Origin of the sequence: Microbacterium sp. SORGH_AS_0428, assembly GCF_031453615.1 — a bacterium.
Classification (GTDB): Bacteria; Actinomycetota; Actinomycetes; order Actinomycetales; family Microbacteriaceae; genus Microbacterium.
Genome location: NZ_JAVIZT010000001.1, coordinates 946,124 through 965,784 on the forward strand (window position 1 = coordinate 946,124; position 19,661 = coordinate 965,784).

General features: G+C 70.6%; 22 protein-coding genes. 12 read left to right on the forward strand and 10 right to left on the reverse strand.

Going from position 1 to position 19,661, the window contains the following annotated elements; genetic code table 11:
* The first annotated feature begins 28 nt into the window (after positions 1–28).
* From QE374_RS04625 to QE374_RS04635, 3 genes are all read left to right on the forward strand, one after another.
* Entirely contained in the window at positions 29–847 is an 819-nt protein-coding gene (locus tag QE374_RS04625; RefSeq protein WP_309732583.1) for an arginase family protein, read from the forward strand.
* Positions 844–1,290, forward strand: coding sequence for a Fe-S oxidoreductase (locus tag QE374_RS04630; RefSeq protein ID WP_309732584.1), 447 nt, complete (start codon positions 844–846; stop codon positions 1,288–1,290). The genes QE374_RS04625 and QE374_RS04630 overlap by 4 nt, the downstream gene beginning before the upstream one ends.
* Before the next feature lie 437 nt (positions 1,291–1,727).
* The gene (locus QE374_RS04635) at positions 1,728–2,024 is read left to right on the forward strand and encodes a GIY-YIG nuclease family protein (protein ID WP_309732585.1); all 297 of its coding nucleotides are present in this window, start codon (positions 1,728–1,730) and stop codon (positions 2,022–2,024) included.
* Between the two features lie 366 nt (positions 2,025–2,390).
* Here the strand turns inward: QE374_RS04635 and QE374_RS04640 are convergent, their stop codons facing one another.
* The 3 genes from QE374_RS04640 to QE374_RS04650 are packed head-to-tail and all read right to left on the reverse strand — an operon-like array spanning position 2,391 to position 4,102.
* On the reverse strand, positions 2,391–2,855 hold the full coding sequence (locus QE374_RS04640) for an SIP domain-containing protein (protein ID WP_309732586.1): 465 nt from the start codon (positions 2,853–2,855) through the stop codon (positions 2,391–2,393).
* A gap of 54 nt (positions 2,856–2,909) precedes the next feature.
* Positions 2,910–3,629 carry a tyrosine-protein phosphatase gene (locus tag QE374_RS04645; protein WP_309732588.1) on the reverse strand — a complete coding sequence of 240 codons (720 nt, stop codon included), beginning with the start codon at positions 3,627–3,629 and terminating at the stop codon, positions 2,910–2,912.
* Positions 3,626–4,102, reverse strand: a complete 477-nt coding sequence (locus QE374_RS04650; protein ID WP_309732590.1) for a carboxymuconolactone decarboxylase family protein — start codon at positions 4,100–4,102, stop codon at positions 3,626–3,628. Before QE374_RS04650 ends, QE374_RS04645 begins: the two co-directional genes overlap by 4 nt.
* A gap of 96 nt (positions 4,103–4,198) precedes the next feature.
* Between QE374_RS04650 and QE374_RS04655 the strand changes: the two genes are divergently transcribed.
* The 6 genes from QE374_RS04655 to QE374_RS04680 all read left to right on the forward strand — a co-directional run bounded on the left by QE374_RS04655 (position 4,199) and on the right by QE374_RS04680 (position 10,167).
* On the forward strand, positions 4,199–5,128 hold the full coding sequence (locus tag QE374_RS04655; RefSeq protein ID WP_309732591.1) for an alpha/beta hydrolase: 930 nt from the start codon (positions 4,199–4,201) through the stop codon (positions 5,126–5,128).
* A gap of 117 nt (positions 5,129–5,245) precedes the next feature.
* A complete protein-coding gene (locus tag QE374_RS04660) occupies positions 5,246–6,748 on the forward strand; it encodes an ABC transporter substrate-binding protein (protein WP_309732593.1) in 1,503 nt (500 codons plus the stop codon).
* Entirely contained in the window at positions 6,745–7,698 is a 954-nt protein-coding gene (locus tag QE374_RS04665) for an ABC transporter permease (protein WP_309732594.1), read from the forward strand. Before QE374_RS04660 ends, QE374_RS04665 begins: the two co-directional genes overlap by 4 nt.
* A complete protein-coding gene (locus QE374_RS04670) occupies positions 7,695–8,588 on the forward strand; it encodes an ABC transporter permease (protein ID WP_309732596.1) in 894 nt (297 codons plus the stop codon). The genes QE374_RS04665 and QE374_RS04670 overlap by 4 nt, the downstream gene beginning before the upstream one ends.
* The gene (locus tag QE374_RS04675) at positions 8,585–9,379 is read left to right on the forward strand and encodes an ABC transporter ATP-binding protein (RefSeq protein WP_309732597.1); all 795 of its coding nucleotides are present in this window, start codon (positions 8,585–8,587) and stop codon (positions 9,377–9,379) included. The genes QE374_RS04670 and QE374_RS04675 overlap by 4 nt, the downstream gene beginning before the upstream one ends.
* Positions 9,376–10,167, forward strand: a complete 792-nt coding sequence (locus QE374_RS04680) for an ABC transporter ATP-binding protein (protein WP_309732599.1) — start codon at positions 9,376–9,378, stop codon at positions 10,165–10,167. The genes QE374_RS04675 and QE374_RS04680 overlap by 4 nt, the downstream gene beginning before the upstream one ends.
* Positions 10,168–10,172: 5 nt before the next feature.
* Here QE374_RS04680 and QE374_RS04685 read toward each other — a convergent pair whose 3' ends face one another.
* The 3 genes from QE374_RS04685 to QE374_RS04695 are packed head-to-tail and all read right to left on the reverse strand — an operon-like array spanning position 10,173 to position 11,988.
* The gene (locus tag QE374_RS04685) at positions 10,173–10,781 is read right to left on the reverse strand and encodes an N-acetyltransferase family protein (RefSeq protein WP_309732601.1); all 609 of its coding nucleotides are present in this window, start codon (positions 10,779–10,781) and stop codon (positions 10,173–10,175) included.
* Positions 10,782–10,791: 10 nt separating this feature from the next.
* Positions 10,792–11,484, reverse strand: a complete 693-nt coding sequence (locus QE374_RS04690; RefSeq protein ID WP_309732603.1) for a uracil-DNA glycosylase — start codon at positions 11,482–11,484, stop codon at positions 10,792–10,794.
* A 3-nt stretch (positions 11,485–11,487) separates the two neighbouring features.
* A complete protein-coding gene (locus tag QE374_RS04695; RefSeq protein WP_309736617.1) occupies positions 11,488–11,988 on the reverse strand; it encodes a phosphoribosyltransferase in 501 nt (166 codons plus the stop codon).
* A 60-nt stretch (positions 11,989–12,048) separates the two neighbouring features.
* Between QE374_RS04695 and QE374_RS04700 the strand changes: the two genes are divergently transcribed.
* The gene (locus tag QE374_RS04700) at positions 12,049–13,536 is read left to right on the forward strand and encodes an MFS transporter (protein WP_309732605.1); all 1,488 of its coding nucleotides are present in this window, start codon (positions 12,049–12,051) and stop codon (positions 13,534–13,536) included.
* Positions 13,537–13,545: 9 nt separating this feature from the next.
* Here the strand turns inward: QE374_RS04700 and QE374_RS04705 are convergent, their stop codons facing one another.
* Both QE374_RS04705 and QE374_RS04710 read right to left on the reverse strand, forming a co-directional pair.
* A complete protein-coding gene (locus tag QE374_RS04705) occupies positions 13,546–14,307 on the reverse strand; it encodes a hypothetical protein (RefSeq protein ID WP_309732606.1) in 762 nt (253 codons plus the stop codon).
* A gap of 112 nt (positions 14,308–14,419) precedes the next feature.
* Entirely contained in the window at positions 14,420–15,199 is a 780-nt protein-coding gene (locus QE374_RS04710; protein ID WP_309732607.1) for an SDR family oxidoreductase, read from the reverse strand.
* Positions 15,200–15,358: 159 nt separating this feature from the next.
* Between QE374_RS04710 and QE374_RS04715 the strand changes: the two genes are divergently transcribed.
* Complete coding sequence (locus tag QE374_RS04715) at positions 15,359–16,681, forward strand: bifunctional o-acetylhomoserine/o-acetylserine sulfhydrylase (protein ID WP_309732609.1); 1,323 nt, start codon at positions 15,359–15,361, stop codon at positions 16,679–16,681.
* Between the two features lie 113 nt (positions 16,682–16,794).
* The gene (locus QE374_RS04720; protein ID WP_309732610.1) at positions 16,795–18,000 is read left to right on the forward strand and encodes a homoserine O-acetyltransferase; all 1,206 of its coding nucleotides are present in this window, start codon (positions 16,795–16,797) and stop codon (positions 17,998–18,000) included.
* 18 nt (positions 18,001–18,018) lie between these two features.
* Here QE374_RS04720 and QE374_RS04725 read toward each other — a convergent pair whose 3' ends face one another.
* Positions 18,019–19,230 (reverse strand): MFS transporter, encoded by a 1,212-nt coding sequence (locus QE374_RS04725; protein ID WP_309736619.1) that lies wholly within the window; start codon positions 19,228–19,230, stop codon positions 18,019–18,021.
* 89 nt (positions 19,231–19,319) lie between these two features.
* Complete coding sequence (locus QE374_RS04730; protein WP_309732612.1) at positions 19,320–19,649, reverse strand: thiamine-binding protein; 330 nt, start codon at positions 19,647–19,649, stop codon at positions 19,320–19,322.
* Between the last annotated feature and the right edge of the window lie 12 nt (positions 19,650–19,661).

Genomic DNA, 19,661 nt, shown 5'->3' on the forward strand with positions numbered 1-19,661 from the left:
GCGGCCCCTCCCCCATCCGGGAGTCGAGATGACACGGTTCCTCATCACGCCCGTGTGGCAGGGCTCACCCTCCGCACGCGCGATGCAGCTTGTGGACGGTGCGGAGGCCATCGCGGGCGATCTGCCGCGCGCGGCGTGCACGAGCGTGCCGGTTCCGCTCGGAGCCGGCGAAGCGCTCGGCACCGGCGTGCACCGCTACAGCGCACTGCGCCAGGTGCAGCACGATCTGCGTGAGGCCCTCGCCGCATCCGACGAGCGCGCGCTCACCATCGGCGGCGACTGCGCCGTCGGCGTCGCCGCCGTCGAGCATTCGGCGCGCGCCGGTCGCATCGCGGTCGTCTGGGTCGACGCGCACCCTGATCTGCACACGCCGGAATCCTCCAGCTCGCACGCGTTCGGCGGGATGGCGCTGCGCGCCGTTCTCGGCGACGGCGCACCCGATCTTGCGCTACCCGTGGGCGCCGTCGCCCCGGCCGACGTCGTCCTGGTCGCCGCGCGCGCCGTCGACGAGGCCGAACAGGAGTACATCGACGCGCACGACATCACCGTGATCGGTGCGGCAGCGCTCTCGGATCCCGCTCTGCTCGCGCAGACGGTTCAGGGGCTCGGCGTCGACGCGGTCCACGTCCACATCGACGTCGACGCGCTCGATCCCGCCGAGATGCCCGGCGTGAAGGACTCAGAGCCCTTCGGCGCCTCGCTGGCCGAACTGGTCACGGCCTTGAAGGCGCTGCGGGAGGCGGTGCCGCTGGCCGGCTCCTCGCTCGCGGGATTCGCCCCCGCATCCCCCGCCGCCGCGAGCGATGACATGGGCACTCTGCTGCGACTGGTCGGAGCCCTCGCGTGAGTGCCGCACGACCGCCCGCGGGGTGGCAGCAGCGCGCCGACCGCGCCGTGGCGCGATCGCGCCAGGTGGAACGGTGGATCCCGTCCTTCCTGCTGGACTCGCCGATCAGCGCGCTGGGCTACGCCTACGGATGCGCGGTCGGATGGATCTGGGGAACGCTCTGGAGCCGCGGGCGCATCGAACGGCGCGGCCGCTTGTACGTGTTCCGCGGGATGCCGTCATGGGCGTTCCCGCGCGGCGGGGTGTGCGTGGGTCACTGCTTTCTCACCGGCGACGGCCGCATCGACGACAGGCTGCTCGCGCACGAGTCCGTGCACCAGCGCCAGTGGCGCCGGTTCGGGATGCTGATGCCAATCCTCTACAGCCTCGCCGGACGCGATCCGCTGCAGAACCGCTTCGAGATCGAGGCCGGTCTGGCCGACGGCAACTACATCCCCCGCTAACCCACGCTTCGACTCGCTCCGCTCGCTCAACGACCAAAACGCACACCGTTCGTCAAGCGACGAGCGCAGCGAGGACACGAAACGGAACCCACACCACGTCTCGACTCGCTCCGCTCGCTCAACGACCAAAACACGCACCGTTCGTCAAGCGACGAGCGCAGCGAGGAGACGAAACGACACCCACACCACGCTTCGACTCGCTCCGCTCGCTCAACGACCAAAACACGCACCACTCGTTGAGCGACGAGCGCAGCGAGGACACGAAACGACACCCACACCACGCTTCGACTCGCTCCGCTCGCTCAACGACCAAAACACGAACCGTTCGTTGAGCGACGAGCGCAGCGAGGAGACGAAACGTCCGCAACGGGCTGTGGATGACTGTTGCGGACTGTGGGAACAGCATCCGAGCACGACCGCGGGCCTAGCGTCTGCACATGCCCCATGTGTACATGCTCGAGTGCGCCGACGGCACGTTGTACGTCGGCAGCACGGTGGACCTTGAACGCCGGCTCGCGCAACATCAGAGCGGTGCGGGCGCCGCGTACACACGCCGCAGGCTACCCGTGCGGCTCTTCTGGTGTGCGGAGTTCGCACGCATCGACGAGGCGTTCGGCTGGGAGAAGCGCCTCCAGGGCTGGAGCCATGCGAAGCGCCGCGCCTTCGCCGAAGGCGGGCTGGATGCCGTGATCGGCTGGAGCGCCCGCTCGCGGCGCGAGGCTGCAGATTCATGAGCGACGAACGTTCCGTCACGACGTTTCGTCTCGCTCCGCTCGCTCAACGACCGGGGTCCGTCACGACGTTTCGTCTCGCTCCGCTCGCTCAACGACCGGGGTCCGTCACGACGTTTCGTCTCGCTCCGCTCGCTCAACGACCGGGGTCCGTCACGACGTTTCGTCTCGCTCCGCTCGCTCAACGACCGGGGTCCGTCACGACGTTTCGTCTCGCTCCGCTCGCTCAACGACCGGGGTCCGTCACGACGTTTCGTCTCGCTCCGCTCGCTCAACGACCGGGGGTGGTCACCGCGTTGCGGCTCGCTCGACGACCGGAGGGGGTCACCACGTTCCGCGCGCTCGACGCGCGCGCCGGAAACGGCGCGCTCAGGCGGTCGCGAGTCCGAAGCGCGCGGGCGTGTGGATGCGGGCCGCGTCGATGCCGCGACGCTCGACCAGGTGGTCGAAGATGTCGGCGGTGCCCAGGTAGCCGCCCAGCAGGGTGACCGCGGTGCCGCATCCGTCGTCGTCGCACAGCATCTCGTCGGCCCACGCCACGACCGCGCGGCTGAGCGCCTCGCCGGGCGCGCACGAGCGTCCGGTACCGGGAGCGCCGGAGCGGCTGTCGCGGGTCAACCACGTGATCGTCATGCGGGCAGGGACGCGGATCTCGGCGATGTGGGCCGCATCCGGAACCTCGACGAACACCCGGCCGGTCGAACACATCGGCAGCGTGGCGAGAAGCATCTCCAGGTCGTCGAGCGACGACTCGTCTGCGGTCACCAGGTGCTGCGCGCGGGCGTGCTTGGACGCACGGCACGCGTTCGCGTTGTGGACGTCGTTCTCGGGCATGATGAGGCGAGTATACGCCCACCAAGGAAGGTATGCCTCACCTTGGCTGGATCGCTATGCGATGAGAATGCGGCGAAGCTCGACGAGCTCGGCATCGCCGACGCCCGCGGCGGAGAGGTAGTCGCCGACCGAGCCGTACTGCGCGCGCAGCCGACCGAGCAGAGCCCGCATGACCGGGGCAGGTGACGCCGTGGCCAGTTCCACGGCGTGGCGGGCCTCGGGGTGGGCCGCGCGGAGCCACGCCACCACCTGACGGTTCCTCGCCGCAGGCAAGGATGCGGCGGTGCGGGCGTAGTCGGCGACCACGGCGTCCTCGTCGACACCCGCCGCTGCGAGGATCAGCGCGATCGAGACGCCGGTGCGGTCCTTGCCCACCGTGCAGTGCACGAGGACGGGCTGCTCCTCCACCACCGCCCGAGCGACGGCGGCCAACGCGGGCCCGGCGTCGTCGACGAGCCGGTCGTACATCTCGGCGAGACTCACGTCCTCGGCGAAGAACGACGCGACGGATCCGAGGAACAGCGGCACACGCACGGTCTCCGGCGCATCCGGCCCGAGGAAGCTGGGATCGGTACGCACCTCGTCGTCGTCGCGCAGATCCACGATGCGCCGCAGGCCGAGCTCGGCGATGCGGCGGCGGGTGCTCTCGTCCAGGCGGGCGAGGTTGCCGGAGCGGAACAGCACCCCGCTGCGGGTCGCCCTCCCTCCCGCGGGGAGCCCGCCGACATCGCGGAAGTTCACGGCCCCGGCGACGAGACCGCCGGGCTCGCTCACGGTGCCGGCGCGGTGCGGGGCGGCACCGGGTACCGTCCGGCGATGGCCACACGGTTGAACGCGTTGATCGAGATGACGATCCAGCTCAGCGCGACGTACTCGGCCTCGGAGAGGACGGAGCCGACCCGGTCGTAGACCTCGTCCGAGACGCCCTCCTCGTGGATGAAGGTGAGCGACTCGGTCAGCTCCAGCGCCGCACGCTCGCGCTCCGTGAAGACGCCCGACTCGCGCCAGGTCGGCAACTGGGCGACGGTGTCGACGTCGAGACCCGCCTTCATCCCGCGGTCGAGGTGCACGCGCACGCAGTAGGCGCAGCCGTTGAGCTGCGAGGCGTGCAGCTGCACGAGCTCCTTCAGCCGCGGCTCGACGCCGGCATCCGCCGCGAGAGCTCCCACCTGCTTGGCCATCGTATCGATCGCCTGATAGACCTCCGGTGCCGCCTTCGACAGGTGCACGCGCCGCTCCTCACCCATGCCGCCCACCCTACCCACGCCCGCGCCGGCACGGGGCGGTTGCGCAATGAGACGCATCGGCGCCCCGCAACCGCTCGCCCGCCGTAGCATTCGGGGGTGACCGACGACGCTTTCGACGAGTTCTCCTTCCTGCCCGCCCAGGCCGAGGGCCTCGGACTCACGACGCCGTTGCCCGCGACCGAGCGGCGCGATCTGACCCTGCCGGACGGCAGGACCCTCTCCGCCCTCCGCTACGGCGACGAACCCCCCGTCGTGACCTTCCTCCACGGCGCCGGCCTGAACGCGCACACCTGGGACACCACGATCCTCGCGCTCGGACTGCCCGCGCTGTCGATCGACCTCGCCGGGCACGGCGACTCCTCCTGGCGCGATGACGCGCGCTACGTCGCGCGCACGCTCGCCGAGGACGTGGTGCCGGCTCTCGAGGCCTGGACCGAGGCCCCGCAGGTGCTCGTCGGGCATTCCCTCGGCGCCCTCACCGCGACCGCCGTGGCAGCGGCGCGGGGCGACCTGGTGCGCAGCCTCGTACTCATCGACCTCACTCCCGGAGTGGATCCCGCGGCGGGCCCCGCGCAGATGCGCGCGTTCTTCGCCGGCCCCACGGACTGGGCCGACCGGGAGGAGCTCGTGGATCGGGCGCTCTCGTTCGGGTTGGGCGGCTCGCGCCAAGCGGCCACCCGCGGCGTCTACCTGAACTCGCGTGTGCGCCCCGATGGACGCGTGGAGTGGAAGCACCATTTCGCCCACCTCGCGGCGGCGGCCGCCGCATCCGATACCGGAGCCTTCGCACCGGATGCCATGCGGGAGCTTCTCGCCGCGAGCGGATGGGACGACCTCGCCGCCGTGCGCGCGCCGATCACTCTCGTGCGCGGCGACGCGGGTTATGTGACCGAGGCGGATGCGGACGAGTTCCGCAGGCATCGCCCTGATGCCGACGTCATCGTCGTGCCCGCGCACCACAACGTGCACGAGCAGATCCCGGACCGCCTCGCGGTCCTGCTGAGTCGGATCGTCGAGGCCGCATGACGCAGTCGAATTGTGACGTGACGCAGACTCCCGCAGCCGCGACGGCGATCTAGGCTGGTACACCGCACCGACCCCCGTCCTCCCTCCATGCCCCCGCGTCCGCGGAAAGGACCTCCCATGCACCGCCGAACGCCCCTCGCCCTCGCAGCGCTCGTGGCCGCCGCCGTTCTCTCCCTCTCCGCCTGCGCGCCCTCCACGACGCCGACGCCGACGGGCTCCCCGGATGCGGACTCCTCCGTCGTCGTCCGGCTCGCGCTCGAGCCCACGAACCTCGACATCCGTCAGACCTCGGGCTCCGCGCTGGATCAGATCCTCATCGACAACCTGTACCAGGGTCTCGTCGCGCGCACGCCCGAGCAGGAGATCGTGCCGGCCCTGGCGAGCGATTGGACGGTCTCGGACGACCGGCTGACCTACACGTTCACGCTGCGAGAGGGCGTCACCTTCCACGACGGCCAGCCGCTGACCCCCGAAGATGTCGTCTTCTCGCTGACCCAGCACCGCGACAACGCGGGATGGGTCGATGCCTCCACTCTCGCGAACGTCACCGGGGTGACGGCGGACGGCCAGAAGATCACGCTCACCCTCTCCGAGCCCGACTCGCAGCTGCTGTGGAACCTCAGCGGGCGCGCGGGCATCATCCTGAAGGAGGGCGACGGCGTCGACTACCAGACGGCAGCCAACGGCACCGGTCCCTTCACGCTCGAACGCTGGACGCGTGGCGACAACATCACATTCGCGCGCAATCCCGCCTATTGGGGCACGCCCGCCAAGGCGGCGGAGGTCGTCTTCGACTACATCCCCGACAACCAGGCCGCGCTCAACGCCGCGCTGGCAGGCGAGGTCGACGTGGTGACGGGCTTCGACGCGAACCTGAAGACGCAGATCGAGGCGAACGGCGACTTCTCGCTCGTCGTCGGCGACTCCACCGACAAGGGCACCCTCGCCTTCAACCAGACCTCGGGCCCGCTCGCGGACAAGCGCGTGCGTCAGGCCATCCGCCAGGCGATCGACCACGATGCCTTCGTGGAGGCGCTGGGCGCGGGCAAGACGATGTACGGCCCGATCCCGTCCCTGGACCCAGGCTACGAAGACCTCTCGGAGGTCGCCCCGTACGATCCTGACGCCGCGAAGAAGCTCCTCGCGGATGCCGGTGCCGCCGACACGACGCTGACGCTCACCATCCCGTCGTTCTATCCGCCGACGATCTCGCAGCTTCTCGTCTCGGATCTGAACGCCGTCGGGATCACCCTCAAAGTGGACTCGGTGGACTTCCCGACCTGGCTCACGAACGTGTACACGAACCACGACTACGAGCTGAGCTTCGTGCTGCACACGGAGGCGCGCGACTTCATCAACTGGACGAACCCGGAGTACTACTTCACCTACGACAACCCGCAGGTGACCCAGCTGTACACGCAGGCGCGTGCGGCCACGACGGATGAGGAGGCGGCGAAGCTCCTCGCGCAGGCGGCCCGGATCGTCTCGGACGACGCGGCCGCGGACTGGCTGTACAACGGAGCCAGCGTCGTCGCGGTCGGCACGAACGTGTCGGGCTTCCCCTCGGTGAACGTCAACGAGCGGCTCAACGTGACCGAGCTCGGCAAGAGCAACGGGTGATCCGATACGCGCTGATGCGACTGGCCCTGCTCGCCGCGGGGCTGGTCGTCGCCAGCGTGATCATCTTCTTCACCCTGCGCATCCTGCCGGGCGACGTCGCGCAGCTGATCGGCGGCACGAACTCCACACCGGAGCAGATCGCCGCCATCCGTGATCGGCTGAATCTGGATGCTCCTCTCGCCGCGCAGTACCTCGACTGGGTCGGCGGGGTGCTGCGCGGCGATCTCGGCGCCTCGCTGCTGACCGGAACCCCGGTCGCCGCCGAACTCGCCCAGAAGGCGCAGATCACCCTTCCGCTCGGCGCGCTCTCGCTGATCATCGCCCTGCTGTTCGCCGGCCCCCTCGGTGTCGTGTCCGCGCTGCGGCGTTCCCGGCTGGGCGGCACCGTCATCGGCGTGGGCGCGCAGACGCTCGCGGCGGTTCCGGTCGTGTGGGCCGGCATGATGCTCGTGATCGTGTTCGCCGTCTGGTGGGGCGTGCTCCCGGCACAGGGCTTTCCCCGCGACGGTTGGAGCGATCCGGGGGCGGCGCTTCGGTCGCTCGTGCTGCCGGCGTTGACGATCGGCATCGTGGAGGGCGCCATGCTGTTGCGATTCGTGCGCAGCGCCACGCTACAGGCCATGGGACAGGACTACGTGCGCACCGCCGCCTCGCAGGGACTCACGCGCACGCGTGCGCTCATCCGGCACGGGTTGCCGGGCGTCGGCCTGTCGGTGGTGACGGTGCTGGGGCTGCAGGTCGCCGGCATCATCGTGGGCGCCGTGGTCATCGAGCAGCTGTTCTCGCTGCCCGGCATCGGACGGATGCTCGTGCGTGATGTGTCGGCGCGCGACCTGCCCATGGTGCAGGGCGAGCTCCTCGCTCTCACGGCGTTCGTGCTGCTGGTCGGCTTCGTCGTCGACCTCGTGCACCGTCTGATCGACCCGCGTCAGAGGGAGTCGGGGGCATGAGCGGGTCGCGCGTTCCGTGGTGGCGCCGGTTGCTGTCGGAGCCGGCCGGTGTCACCGGCGTGGTCATCGTCCTCGCACTGCTGACGGTCGCCGCCCTCGCGACGTTCTGGACCCCGTACGACCCCCAGGCCGCGGATGTGGCGGGCCGCTGGGCCGGGCCGAGCCCCGCCCATCTGCTGGGCACCGACGCCACCGGCCGCGACATCCTGAGCATCCTCATGGCGGGCTCGCGCACCACCGTCGTGGTAGCCGTCGGCGCGGGTGTCATCGCGACGATCGTGGGGCTCTCACTGGCCGCTCTCGGCGCCCTCACCCACCGCTGGGTGCGGGAGTCGGTCGCAGTCCTCGTCGACATGCTCGTCGCCTTCCCGGTGCTGCTGATCGCGATGATGATCTCGGCGGTGTGGGGCGGCTCCCTCGCCGTCGTCGTGTGGTCCGTGGGGATCGGTTTCGGTGTCAACATCGCCAGGGTGAGCCGGCCCGAGCTGCGTCGTGTGCTGCACAGCGACTTCGTCCTGGCGGCGCGCGCATCGGGGCTGTCCGGATGGCAGAACCTCACGCGCCACCTGCTGCCCAACGTGGCCCCGGTGTTCATCGTGCAGTTGTCCTGGTCGATGGCCGTCGCGGTGCTCGCCGAGGCGGGACTCAGCTACTTGGGCTTCGGAGCCCCCGTGACGGATCCGTCATGGGGGGTGCTGCTGTCGCAGCTCCAGCAGTACCTCACCGTCTACCCGCTGTCGGTCCTGTGGCCCGGGCTCGCCATCACGGCCACCGTGCTCGGGTTCAACCTGCTGGGCGACGGACTCCGCGACGCCACGGACCCGACTCTTCGCACCCGGAACGGCTCGGCACGCCGGGCACGCACCCACCTGCCGGAGGTCGTCGCATGAGCCTCGAGGTGACCGACCTCGTCATCGACATCGACGGAGTTCGCGTCGTCGACGGGCTCAGCTTCCGGGTGGCCGACGGCGAGCGGCTCGGGATCATCGGCGAGTCCGGATCGGGCAAGTCGCTCACCGCGCTCGCGATCCTCGGACTGCTGCCCGAGGGCGCCACGGCAAGCGGCAGCATCCGGCTGAACGACCGCGAGGTGATCGGCGCCGCCGAGCGCGACCTTGCCCGCATCCGCGGCGACGAGGTGGGCATCGTGTTCCAGGAGCCGCAGACCGCCCTGAACCCGATCCGCACGGTCGGCCGCCAAATCGCGGAGGCGCCGCGCATCCACCGCCGGCTGGGACGCGCAGCACGACGAGAGGTCGCCGTCGCCGGCGCGCGGCGCGTGGGGCTTCCCGAGCCGGAGCGCATCATCGACCGCTATCCGCATCAGCTGTCGGGGGGCCAGCGTCAACGCGTCGCGATCGCGATGGCCCTCGCGATGGATCCGGGGCTGCTCATCGCCGACGAGCCGACGACCGCGCTCGACGTGACGATCCAGGCGGAGATCCTCGACCTGCTGGGCGCACTCGTCGCGGATGCGGGGATGTCGCTCGTGTTCATCACGCACGACCTGGCGGTACTCGCGCAGATCGCGACGCACGCCGTCGTGATGGAGAGCGGCCGCATCGTCGAGCAGGGTCCGGTGGCGACGCTGCTCACCGCGCCGCGCTCGGCGACGGCGCAGGGGCTGCTCCGGGATGCACGGGCGACGCTGTGGCGGCCCGACCAGAAGGAGGAGCGATGACCGCCCTGCTCTCCGGTCGCGGCCTCTCGCGCACCTACCGGGCGCCGCGCACCGCGCATCTCGCGCCGCGGGCGATGACGCATGCGCTCGACGGGGTCGACATCGATGTGCACGAGGGCGAGTCGCTGGGCATCATCGGCGAGTCGGGGTCGGGCAAGTCGACGCTCATCCGCCTGCTTCTCGCGCTCGACATCCCCACCACCGGCACGGTGCGCTTCGAGGGCCGGGAGGTCGACCCGACCGCTTCCGCGCGGCGGCTGCACTGGCTCAGGCGCCAGACCGGCATCGTCTTCCAGGACCCGTACGCGTCGCTCGATCCGCGGATGCGGGTGGGCCGCATCGTGGCAGAGCCGCTGTGGGCCCTGGGTATCCCGGGCGACCGCGAGGCGCGCGTGGCCGAGGTGCTCGCGGATGTGGACCTTCCCGCCGACGCCGCCGGGCGCTATCCGCACGAGTTCTCGGGTGGACAGCGCCAGCGGATCGCTCTCGCCCGCGCCCTCGTGCACCGGCCGCGCCTGCTGGTGGGTGACGAGCCGCTCTCGGCGCTCGACGTGACGGTGCGCGCGCAGATCATCGGCCTGATCGACCGGCTGCGCACGCGTGACGGACTCAGCCTCATGATGGTCTCGCACGACATCGGCGTCGTGCAGGCACTCTGCGACCGCGTGATCGTGCTGAAGGACGGCCGGATGGTCGAGGAGGGGCCGACCTCGCGTGTGCTGCGGCATCCGAGCGCCGAGTACACGCAGCGACTGCTGGCCGCCGTCCCCACGCTCCCCGAGGCCTGAGCGCGTCAGCGCGAGAACAGACCGCGCTTCTTCTTGGGCTTGAGCGACTTCTGCAGATAGACCGTTCCGAGCCAACGCCCGAACTTGAACCCGACGCGGCCCATGCGGCCGACCTCGGTGAAGCCGAGCTTCTCGTGGAGACGGATCGAACCCTCGGCGCCCTTGTCGCTGATGACCGCGACGAGCTCGCGGATGCCCTTGTCCTCGCAGGCCTCGATGAGCGCCGCCAGCAGAGCCGTCCCCAGGCCCTTGCCCGAAGCCGCCTGTCCGAGGTAGATCGAGTCCTCCACCGTGTAGCGGTAAGCGGATTTGCCCGCCCAGGGCTGTGCGAGCGCGTATCCGAGGATCTGCCCCGACGGACTCTCCGCCACCAGGAAGGGCAGCTCGAGCTTGCGAAGGTGATCGAACTTCTCCCGCCACTTCGTCAGCGACCACTTCTTCTCATCGAAGGTGACGACCGAGTTGGTGACGTAGTAGTTGTAGATCTCGCGGATGTCGGGGATGTCCGCGGTCGCCGCATCGCGGATGCGGAACTCGAAGCCGCGCTCGGGCGGAGCCTGGCGACGCAGGTGTCGCGGAAGCCGCCGACGGCGCTGGTATTCCTCTTCGAGCATGGCGCCCAGCCTACGCGGGAAGCCGCCAATCGATGCCCGTGCCGCCCTGCGCGATCAGCAGCTCATTGACGCGGGAGAACGGGCGGGATCCGAAGAACCCCCTGCTCGCGGACAGCGGCGACGGATGCGGGGACTGGATGCTCGGCACCTCGCCGAGAATCGGCGTGAGGCTCGCCGCATCCCTGCCCCACAGCACCGCGACGAGCGGGCCGCCTCGTCCGGCGAGGACGCGGATCGCGTGCTCGGTGACCTTCTCCCACCCCCATCCGCGGTGGGACGCGGGCGAGCCCGGCGCCACGGTCAGGACCCGGTTCAGCAGCATCACGCCCTGCTCGCTCCACGCGGAGAGATCACCGTGGACGGCCGGCGAGATGCCCAGGTCGTCGTTCAGCTCGCGATAGATGTTCGCGAGACTGCGCGGGATGGGCCGCACGTGCGCGTCAACGGCGAACGAGAGACCGATCGGGTGACCGGGCGTCGGATAGGGATCCTGCCCGACGATGAGCACCTTGACATCGGCGAGCGGCCGCTGGAAGGCGCGCAGGACACGGTCTCCCGCGGGCAGGTAGGCACGCCCCGCGGCCGTCTCGCGGCGCAGGCGCTCCCCCAGCGCGGCGATGTCGTCGGCGACCGGGGCGAGCGCCTCGGCCCACCCTGCATCCATGAGGCCCGCCGCGGCGAGCTCGGGCAGCGTCCTGGCCATGCGTCAGGCGGAGCCGGGAAGACCCTGGTCCTCTTCCAGGACCGAGCCCTGCCATGACCAGGGGAAGTCGATCCACAGATCGGTGTTCTTCCAGCTGAAGTCCGGCTGGATGATCGTCGTCGGCTTCGTGTAGATCACGGCGGAGCGCACATCCGCCCCCCGCTCGACGAGCAGGCGCACCGCGAGATCGAGTGTGCGACCGCTGTCGGCGACGTCGTCGACGAGAAGCACGCGACGCCCGTTGAGGTAGGTCATGTCGAGCTCAGGGGGAAGCAGCTCCGGAGCGTCGAGCACCGTGCCGATGCCGGTGTAGAACTCGACGTTGATCGCGCCGCAGTTCTTCACACCGAGTCCGTACGCGATCGCTCCCGCCGGCAGCAACCCGCCGCGGGCGATGGCGACGACGACCTCGGGCACGAAGTCGGCGGCGATCACGTCGCGGGCGATGTCACGGCTCGCTTCGCCGAACAGGTCCCAGGTCAGAGTTTCGCGTTCGGGCGCCACGGCGCTCTCCTCGTTCGTCACGGTCCCAGCCTAGAGCGCGGGGCGGTGTAGCGTTTCGCCATGACCGGCACCCGTGCGCCCGGTCGATCGGCGCTCGGCATCACGGCGGGCCTGATCGGCTGGTTCATCCTCGTCGAGATCGTCAGCGGCATCCTGCAGGGCTATTACGTGCCCCTGTTCAGCGACATCGTCGTGCACCTGGGCGTCCACGACGCCGACGTGAACTGGTTCGAGGCCGCGCAGCTGCTGCTGTCGGCCCTGGTCGTCCCGGTGATGGCCAAGCTCGGCGACATGTACGGGCACAAGCGCATCCTGCTGATCGCCACGGTCCTCACGGCCGGGGCGACGTGGTGGATCGCGTTCGCCGGTTCCTTCTGGAGCTTTCTCATCGCGTGGGCGCTGCAGGGCTTCTACGTCGTCTGGCTGCCGCTGGAGATCGCGCTGATCTTCGAGCGCGGCCGCCGGCAGGGCCGCGGCGTCTCCGCCACCCGCCGCGCGGCAGGTCTTCTCGTCGTCGGCCTCCAGGCCGGCGCCATCATGGGAGCGCTGGCGGCGGGGCGGCTGTTCGCCGCGACCGCCGAGAACCTTCCCCTGACCCTCATGCTGCCGGCGATCGCCGTGACCCTCATCGGCGTGGTCATCTGGCTGGGTGTCCCCGAGTCCGAGCCCGTTGCAGGGCGCCGGCTGGATGCGGGAGGCTTCGTCATCCTCGCGCTCGCGCTCCTGCTCGTCACCGGGGCGCTCACCTTCCTCCGCATCAACGGCCCCGGCTTCGTCTGGACGTGGCTGCTGCTTGCGGCCGGTCTCGTCGCCTTCGTGTGGTTCGTGCGATTCGAGCTCCGCCAGGAGGACCCCGCCGTCGACATCCGCGTCCTGCGCAGGCCCGAGATGTGGCCCGTGCAGGCAACGGCGGCCCTGGTGGGCATCAGCCTGCTCGGCGCGCAAGGCCCCCTGTCGACTTACGCCGGCACCGACTCCTCGCTCGGGTACGGACTTGGCCTGGACGCGACCGGCCGCTCCAACGTGATCGGCGTGTACCTCGTCTCCCTGATCGTCGGCGCGGTCATCTTCTCGATCACCTCGCGGCGGGCGAGCCCGCGCGTCGTGCTCATCGGGGCGGCTCTGCTCGTGGGCATCGGCTACCTGCTGTTCCTGCCGCTGCATCGCGAGCTGTGGCAGGTTCTCATGAACCTGTCGATCGCGGGTCTCGGGTCGGGTGCCCTCGTGGCCGCACTGCCCGCCGCCGCGGCGGCCGCCGCCCCGCGCGGCCAGACCGGCATCGCCTCCGCGCTCACCAACACGACCAAGACGATCGGCGGCACCTTCGCCTCCGCCGTGTTCGGCGTCGTGCTCGCGGTCGGCGTGGGGGCGGTCGCGAGTTCGACAGCGGCGTCCCTCGGCGGCTACATCACGGTGTGGATCGTGTGCGCCGCCGGCGGTTTCGCCGCTGCTGCGGTGCTTCTCGTGGTGCCCAAGGTGGCGTTCGCCGACACAGACACGGAGGCCACGGCGCACGCCGCTGTCTCCGGAGGCACGACCGCGCGCTGAGCCCGAGGATCAACCGGCGTCGCGGCGACTCTCCGTCTGTTCGATCCCGTCGATGACGAGGGTCGTGGTGCGCAGGATCTCCGACCACTCCGTCGGGTCCGTCGTCACGACATCGCGCGAGCGGGTCAGAAGCAACTGATCGTCGATGACCTCGACGTCCCACCCCTTCAGCCCCGCGAGGAGGGCGGAGCTGAACGAGAGACCGTCCTCCTCGGACGGCACGCCCGGTGCAGGCTGCGATCCCGCAGCCAGGGCGCGCGCGTCGCTGTTCGCCGACGGGAGCACGATGCGCGGCAGTGGACGGTCGAGACGGATGCGGATCCACCCGCCGAACTGGGTGGTGCGGTACGCGCTCGTGCCCCACTCCTGCACGAAATCCGACCACTCGATGCGACATCCGTCCGGCGTCATCCACCGCAGCGCGCGCGTCTGAAGCAGCCGCCCGCGATAGCTCCGGGTCGGCAGGTCAGCGGGGAACGGGCCCGGGTGATAGGTGAAGCCGTTGTCGGCCGCGAAGCGGGCGAGCGCCCAGTGCTGACGAGGCCACATCCGACGTCGTCCGGTTCGCACAGCGGCGCGTCCCAGCGCGATCAGTGCGAGGGCGAACAGCACCGCGGCCGCCATCGCGCCGATCACCTCGACGGGCGTCGCCCCTTGTCTGCGGGTCAGCAGCGACACCGTCCCGAGAACGGCGATGAGCGCGGCGAGGCCGCTCAGGCCGGCCCCGCAGAGCAGGAGCACGACGCGGGGGCGGGAGCGCGGAGGATGCACCCCGGGATGCTCCCCCACGAATGCGCGCCAGAACCGACGGAGCTCGCGACGACGGGGCCTCGCGGTCAGCGCGTCAACAACGAGTGCCGGTGCGCTCGCCGCGCCCACGCGCTCAGGCCTCGCGTACGCGCAGAGGCTCGCGGGCGACGAGGTGCTGCGCGGACTGCGCGACGGGCCGCACCGTCACGAGGTCGAGGTTCACGTGACCGGGGGCGTTCAGCGCGTACGCGATGACGTCCGCGACGTCGTCGGGAGTGAGAGGGTTCTCGACGCCGCGGTAGACGGCCTCCGCCGCATCCTTGTCACCGCCGAGCCGGTTCAGCGAGAACTCCTCCGTGTAGACCATCCCCGGAGCCACCTCGCTCACGCGGATGGGCTCGCCGTTGAGCTCCAGCCGCAGCGCCTTGACCAGCATGCTCTCCGCGGCCTTCGCGGCGTTGTACCCGCCGCCGCCCTGATAGGCGACCTGGGCGGCGGTGGAGGTCACGAAGAGCGTGTCGGCGTGGCCGTCGGATGCGGCGGCCCGCCGCAGCTGCGGCAGCAGCAGCGCGACCAGACGCTGGGTCGAGACCACGTTGGCCTCGTACATCCATCGCCAGTCGTCCGGGTCGCCGTCGGCGACGTCGTCGACACCGCGCGCGCCGCCCGCGACCTGCACGAGAGCGTGCACCGGACCGGATGCGGCGAGCCAGTCGGCGAGCGCCTGGACGTCGGCCTCGACCGTCAGATCGGCGGCGTACGCCACGGCGCCGGTCTCGGCCTCCAGAACCGCCAGCCGCTCGGCGCGACGCGCGACCGCGACGACCTCCCATCCGTCGGCGCGGAGTCGGCGAGCGCTCGCCTCGCCGATCCCCGTGCTCGCACCCGTCACCACTGCTCGTCTGTTCGCCATGCACTCACGCTAGGCCCTCGCGGTGAACCCGGTGTTACACCGCCGCTGCCGAGCCCTTGTTACCCCGCGTTTCTCGGACGTTGTCGCCCGCACCGCGCCCCTCTAGCCTCGTCATGTTCGCGACAGCCGCCGCGGCACCCGCAGACTTAGGAGCACGTGATGTCCGCACCCGAGAACTGGCTCTTCGAGACCAAGCAGATCCACTCCGGCGCCGCACCGGATCCCACCACCAAGGCGCGCGCGACGCCGATCTACCAGACCACGTCGTACGTGTTCGACAACGCCGATCACGCCGCGAACCTCTTCTCGCTCGCCGAGCCGGGCAACGTCTACACCCGCATCATCAACCCCACGCAGAGCGTCGTCGAGGAGCGCATCGCGGCGCTCGAGGGAGGCACGGCGGCGTTGCTGGTCGCCTCGGGTCAGGCGGCCGAGACGTTCGCGGTGCTCAACATCGCCGGAGCCGGCGACCACATCGTCTCCTCTAGCTCGATCTACGGCGGCACGTACAACCTCTTCAAGTACACGCTCGCCAAGCTCGGCATCACGACGACGTTCGTCGAGAACCAGGACGACCCGGAGGAGTGGCGTCGCGCGGTCCGCCCGAACACCAAGCTCTTCTTCGCCGAGACGGTCGGAAACCCCAAGATCAACGTCCTCGACATCCGCGCCGTCTCCGACATCGCGCACGAGGCCGGCGTTCCCCTGATCGTCGACAACACGATCGCGACCCCGTACCTCATCCGCCCCTTCGAGTTCGGTGCCGACATCGTCGTGCACTCGGCGACGAAGTTCCTCGGCGGACACGGCACGACGATCGGCGGCGTCATCGTCGACGGCGGCCGCTTCCCCTGGTCGCAGCACGTCGACCGCTTCCCCGAGCTCACCGAGCCCGACCCCTCGTACCACGGCCTCAGCTACACGGGCGCGCTCGGCGACGGCGTCGCCTACGTCACCAAGGCCCGCGTGCAGCTGCTGCGCGACCTCGGTGCCGCGATCGCCCCCATCAGCGCGTGGCTGCTGCTGCAGGGCATCGAGACCCTCTCGCTGCGGGTCGAGCGCCACGTGCAGAACGCGCAGGAGATCGCGGAGTGGCTCGAGAACCAGGACGACGTCGCCTCCGTGAACTACTCGGGTCTTCCGACCTCGCCCTGGTACGCGGCCGCGAACCAGTACGCCCCCAAGGGCGTCGGCGCGGTGCTCTCGTTCGAGCTCAAGGGCGGTGTGGGCGCCGGACGCGCCTTCGTCGACAACCTCACCCTGTTCAGCCACCTCGCCAACATCGGTGACGTGCGCTCGCTCGTGATCCACCCCGCCTCCACGACGCACTCGCAGCTGACGCCGGAGCAGCAGCTGACGGCCGGCGTGACCCCGGGCCTCGTTCGCCTGTCGGTCGGCCTCGAGAACGTCGCCGACCTCAAGGCCGACCTCGAGAGCGCGCTGGCCGCCGCCCGGCGTGCCTCGGAGGCCGCGCGCGCCTGAACCGCCTGACACGAACGCCCCGGATGCCGCATCCGGGGCGTTCGTGCGTCCGCGAAGCGTCGTCGTGACGTAACACGGACGCGGCAGGGCGAGGAGGCCGGGAGAATGGAGCGATGGACTGGCAGACCTCCGAGGACACGGTGCCGAGCGCGCCCGTCACGGAGGCGGACGCCCGGCTCGCCCGTGGCCGGCCGCCCGCGAGCGGTGCCTGGCGCGACGGCGACCCGGCCGGCGACCGGCGGTTCGCGGCCTTCCGCGGTTTCCGCACCGAGAACGGCGCCGTCCTGCCCGCCGCGCGTCTCGCCTACGAGAGCTGGGGCGAGCTCTCTCCCGCGGGCGACAACGCGATCCTGATCCTGCACGCTCTGACCGGCGACAGTCACGTGCGTGGCGACGCGGGGCCGGCCCACCCCACCGACGGATGGTGGCACGAGATCGTCGGGCCCGGTGCCGCGATCGACACGGACCGCTGGTTCGTCGTCGCCCCCAACATGCTCGGCGGATGCCAGGGCTCGACCGGTCCCGCCACCATCGCCCCCGACGGCACCGAGTGGGGCGCGCGCTTCCCGTACCTGACGATCCGCGACCAGATCGCGGCGCAGGCCCTGCTGGCGGACGAGCTCGGCATCGGCAGCTGGCGCGCCGTCGTCGGCGGCTCGATGGGCGGTATGCACGCGCTCGAGTGGGGGGCGACCTACCCCGAGCGCGTGGAGCGGCTGGCTGTGCTGGCGGCGCCCCCGCTGACCACGGCCGACCAGGTCGCCCTGAACTCAGTCCAGCTCGAGGCCATCCGCATCGACCCGGGCTACGCCGGTGGCGACTACTACGACGCGCCGGCCGGCGAGGGCCCCCACCGCGGACTCGCGCTGGCTCGACGCATGGCGCTGCTGAACTATCGGAGTCCGACCGAGCTGAACCTCCGGTTCCAGCGCTCCTGGCAGTCCGAGGTGAGCCCGCTCGGGCGCGGCGGCCGGTTCGCGGTGGAGTCCTACCTCGATTTCCACGGCAACAAGTTCACGCGCCGGTTCGACGCGAACAGCTACCTCACCCTCGTGGAGGCCATGAACTCGCACGACGTGGGGCGCGAGCGGGGCGGCGTCGAGGACGCTCTGGGACGCATCACCGCGCGCACCCTCGTGCTCGGCATCGACAGCGACCGTCTCTTCCCGGTCGAGGGGCAGCACCGCATCGCCCACGGCATCCGCGACACGCTCGACGGCGACCAGGCGGCCGTCATCACGAGCGACTACGGCCACGACGGTTTCCTCATCGAGACGGATGCGGTCGCCCACCACCTGGGCCGACTGCTCGACGCGTAAGGCCGCCCGCAGCGCCCGTCAGCCCGCTGACGATGTGGAGTGCGCGTAGACGATCGGGACGCCCCGGCGGCGTTCGACCCCGTACGCGGTGAAGGCGATCGCGAGTCCCGCCGCCGCGAGGGCGGCGCCGACCCAGGGCGGCGCGACGAAGCCCCACCCTGCGGCGATCACGGCACCGCCGAGGGCGGCACCTAGGCTGTTGCCGATGTTGAGCGCGGAGTGGTTGAGCGCGGCGGCGATCGACTGGTTGTCGCCCGCCACATCCATCAGCCGCGTCTGGATGGCGGGGCTCAGCGCCGACGAGACGGCACCCACGACGAACACCATGACCGCGAGCGCCCAGATCCAGGCGGCCGTCAGGGCGAGAACGGCCAGCGACACCGCCAGCACCGCGAGGCCGAGCAGCAGCGTCCGGCGCAGGTTGACGTCGGAGAGGTGTCCGCCCAGCAGGTTGCCGACCGTCATCCCGAGCCCCATTCCGACGAGCACGAGCGGCACGACCGCCTGCGGCGCGCCGGCCACCTCCGTCACCAGCGGGGCCACGTAGCTGTAGACCGCGAAGAAGCCGCCGAAGCCGATCGAGCCGATGCCCAGCGTGAACCAGACCTGCGGGATGCGGAACACGCCCAGCTCCGCACGCAGCGTGCGCCCCGGCCGTCCCGGCGCGCGCGGCACGAAGACGGCGATGCAGATCGTGGCGAGCGCGAAGATCGCGGCGACCACGCCGAACGCGACGCGCCATCCGAACTGCTGTCCGAGGTAGGTCCCCGCCGGCACCCCGACGACGTTCGCGACGGTCAGTCCGGTCAGCACGAACGCCACACCCTGCGCACGCCGGCCCGGCCCGAGCACGTCGGCCGCGACCAGTGCGCCGATGCCGAAGTACGCGCCGTGCGGGAGCCCCGCCAGAAAGCGCGACACCGCGACCAGCTCGAAGTTCGGCGCGATCACGGTGAGGGCGTTGAACACAGTCAGCGCCAGCGCGAGGACCACCATGACGCGGTGGCGCGGGAACCTCGCGACGAGTCCGGCGATCGTCGGCGCACCGACGACGACGCCGAGTGCGTAGAGGCTGATCAGCCAGCCGGCCTGGGCGATGGCCGCATCCGGGTCCGCCGCCGCCTGGTTCGGCAGAAGCGCGCCCGCGATGTCGGGCAGCAGGCCCATGACCGTGAACTCGGTCATGCCGATGCCGAAACTGCCGATGGCGAGAGAGAGGAGCGCCCACATCGCCGCCCCCTTCGTCTGGGTCGAAGAGGTCACCGGAACATGTTAGTCATGCGGACCGGGGCCGCCGAATCGTTTCGCTCGCCGGATCGTCAGGCCGAAGCGGCGTCGCCGGCGGCCGCATTCCCGATCGCCCGCTCGAGGCGCTCGATCTTGCCGTCCAGCTCACCCGTGTACCCGGGGCGGATGTCGGCTTTCAGCACCAGCGACACACGCGAACCGAACGGCAGCACCGCGTCGGTGGCCGCCTTCACCACGGTGAACACCTCGTCCCACTCCCCCTCGATCTCGGTGAACATCGAGCTGGTGCGGTGCGGGAGTCCCGATTCGCGCACGACCTTCACGGCCGCTGCGACCGCGTCGTGGACGGATCCGTCCGCACGGCCGGTGCCGCTGGGAGCGACGGAGAAAGCGACGAGCATCGCGGGCCTTTC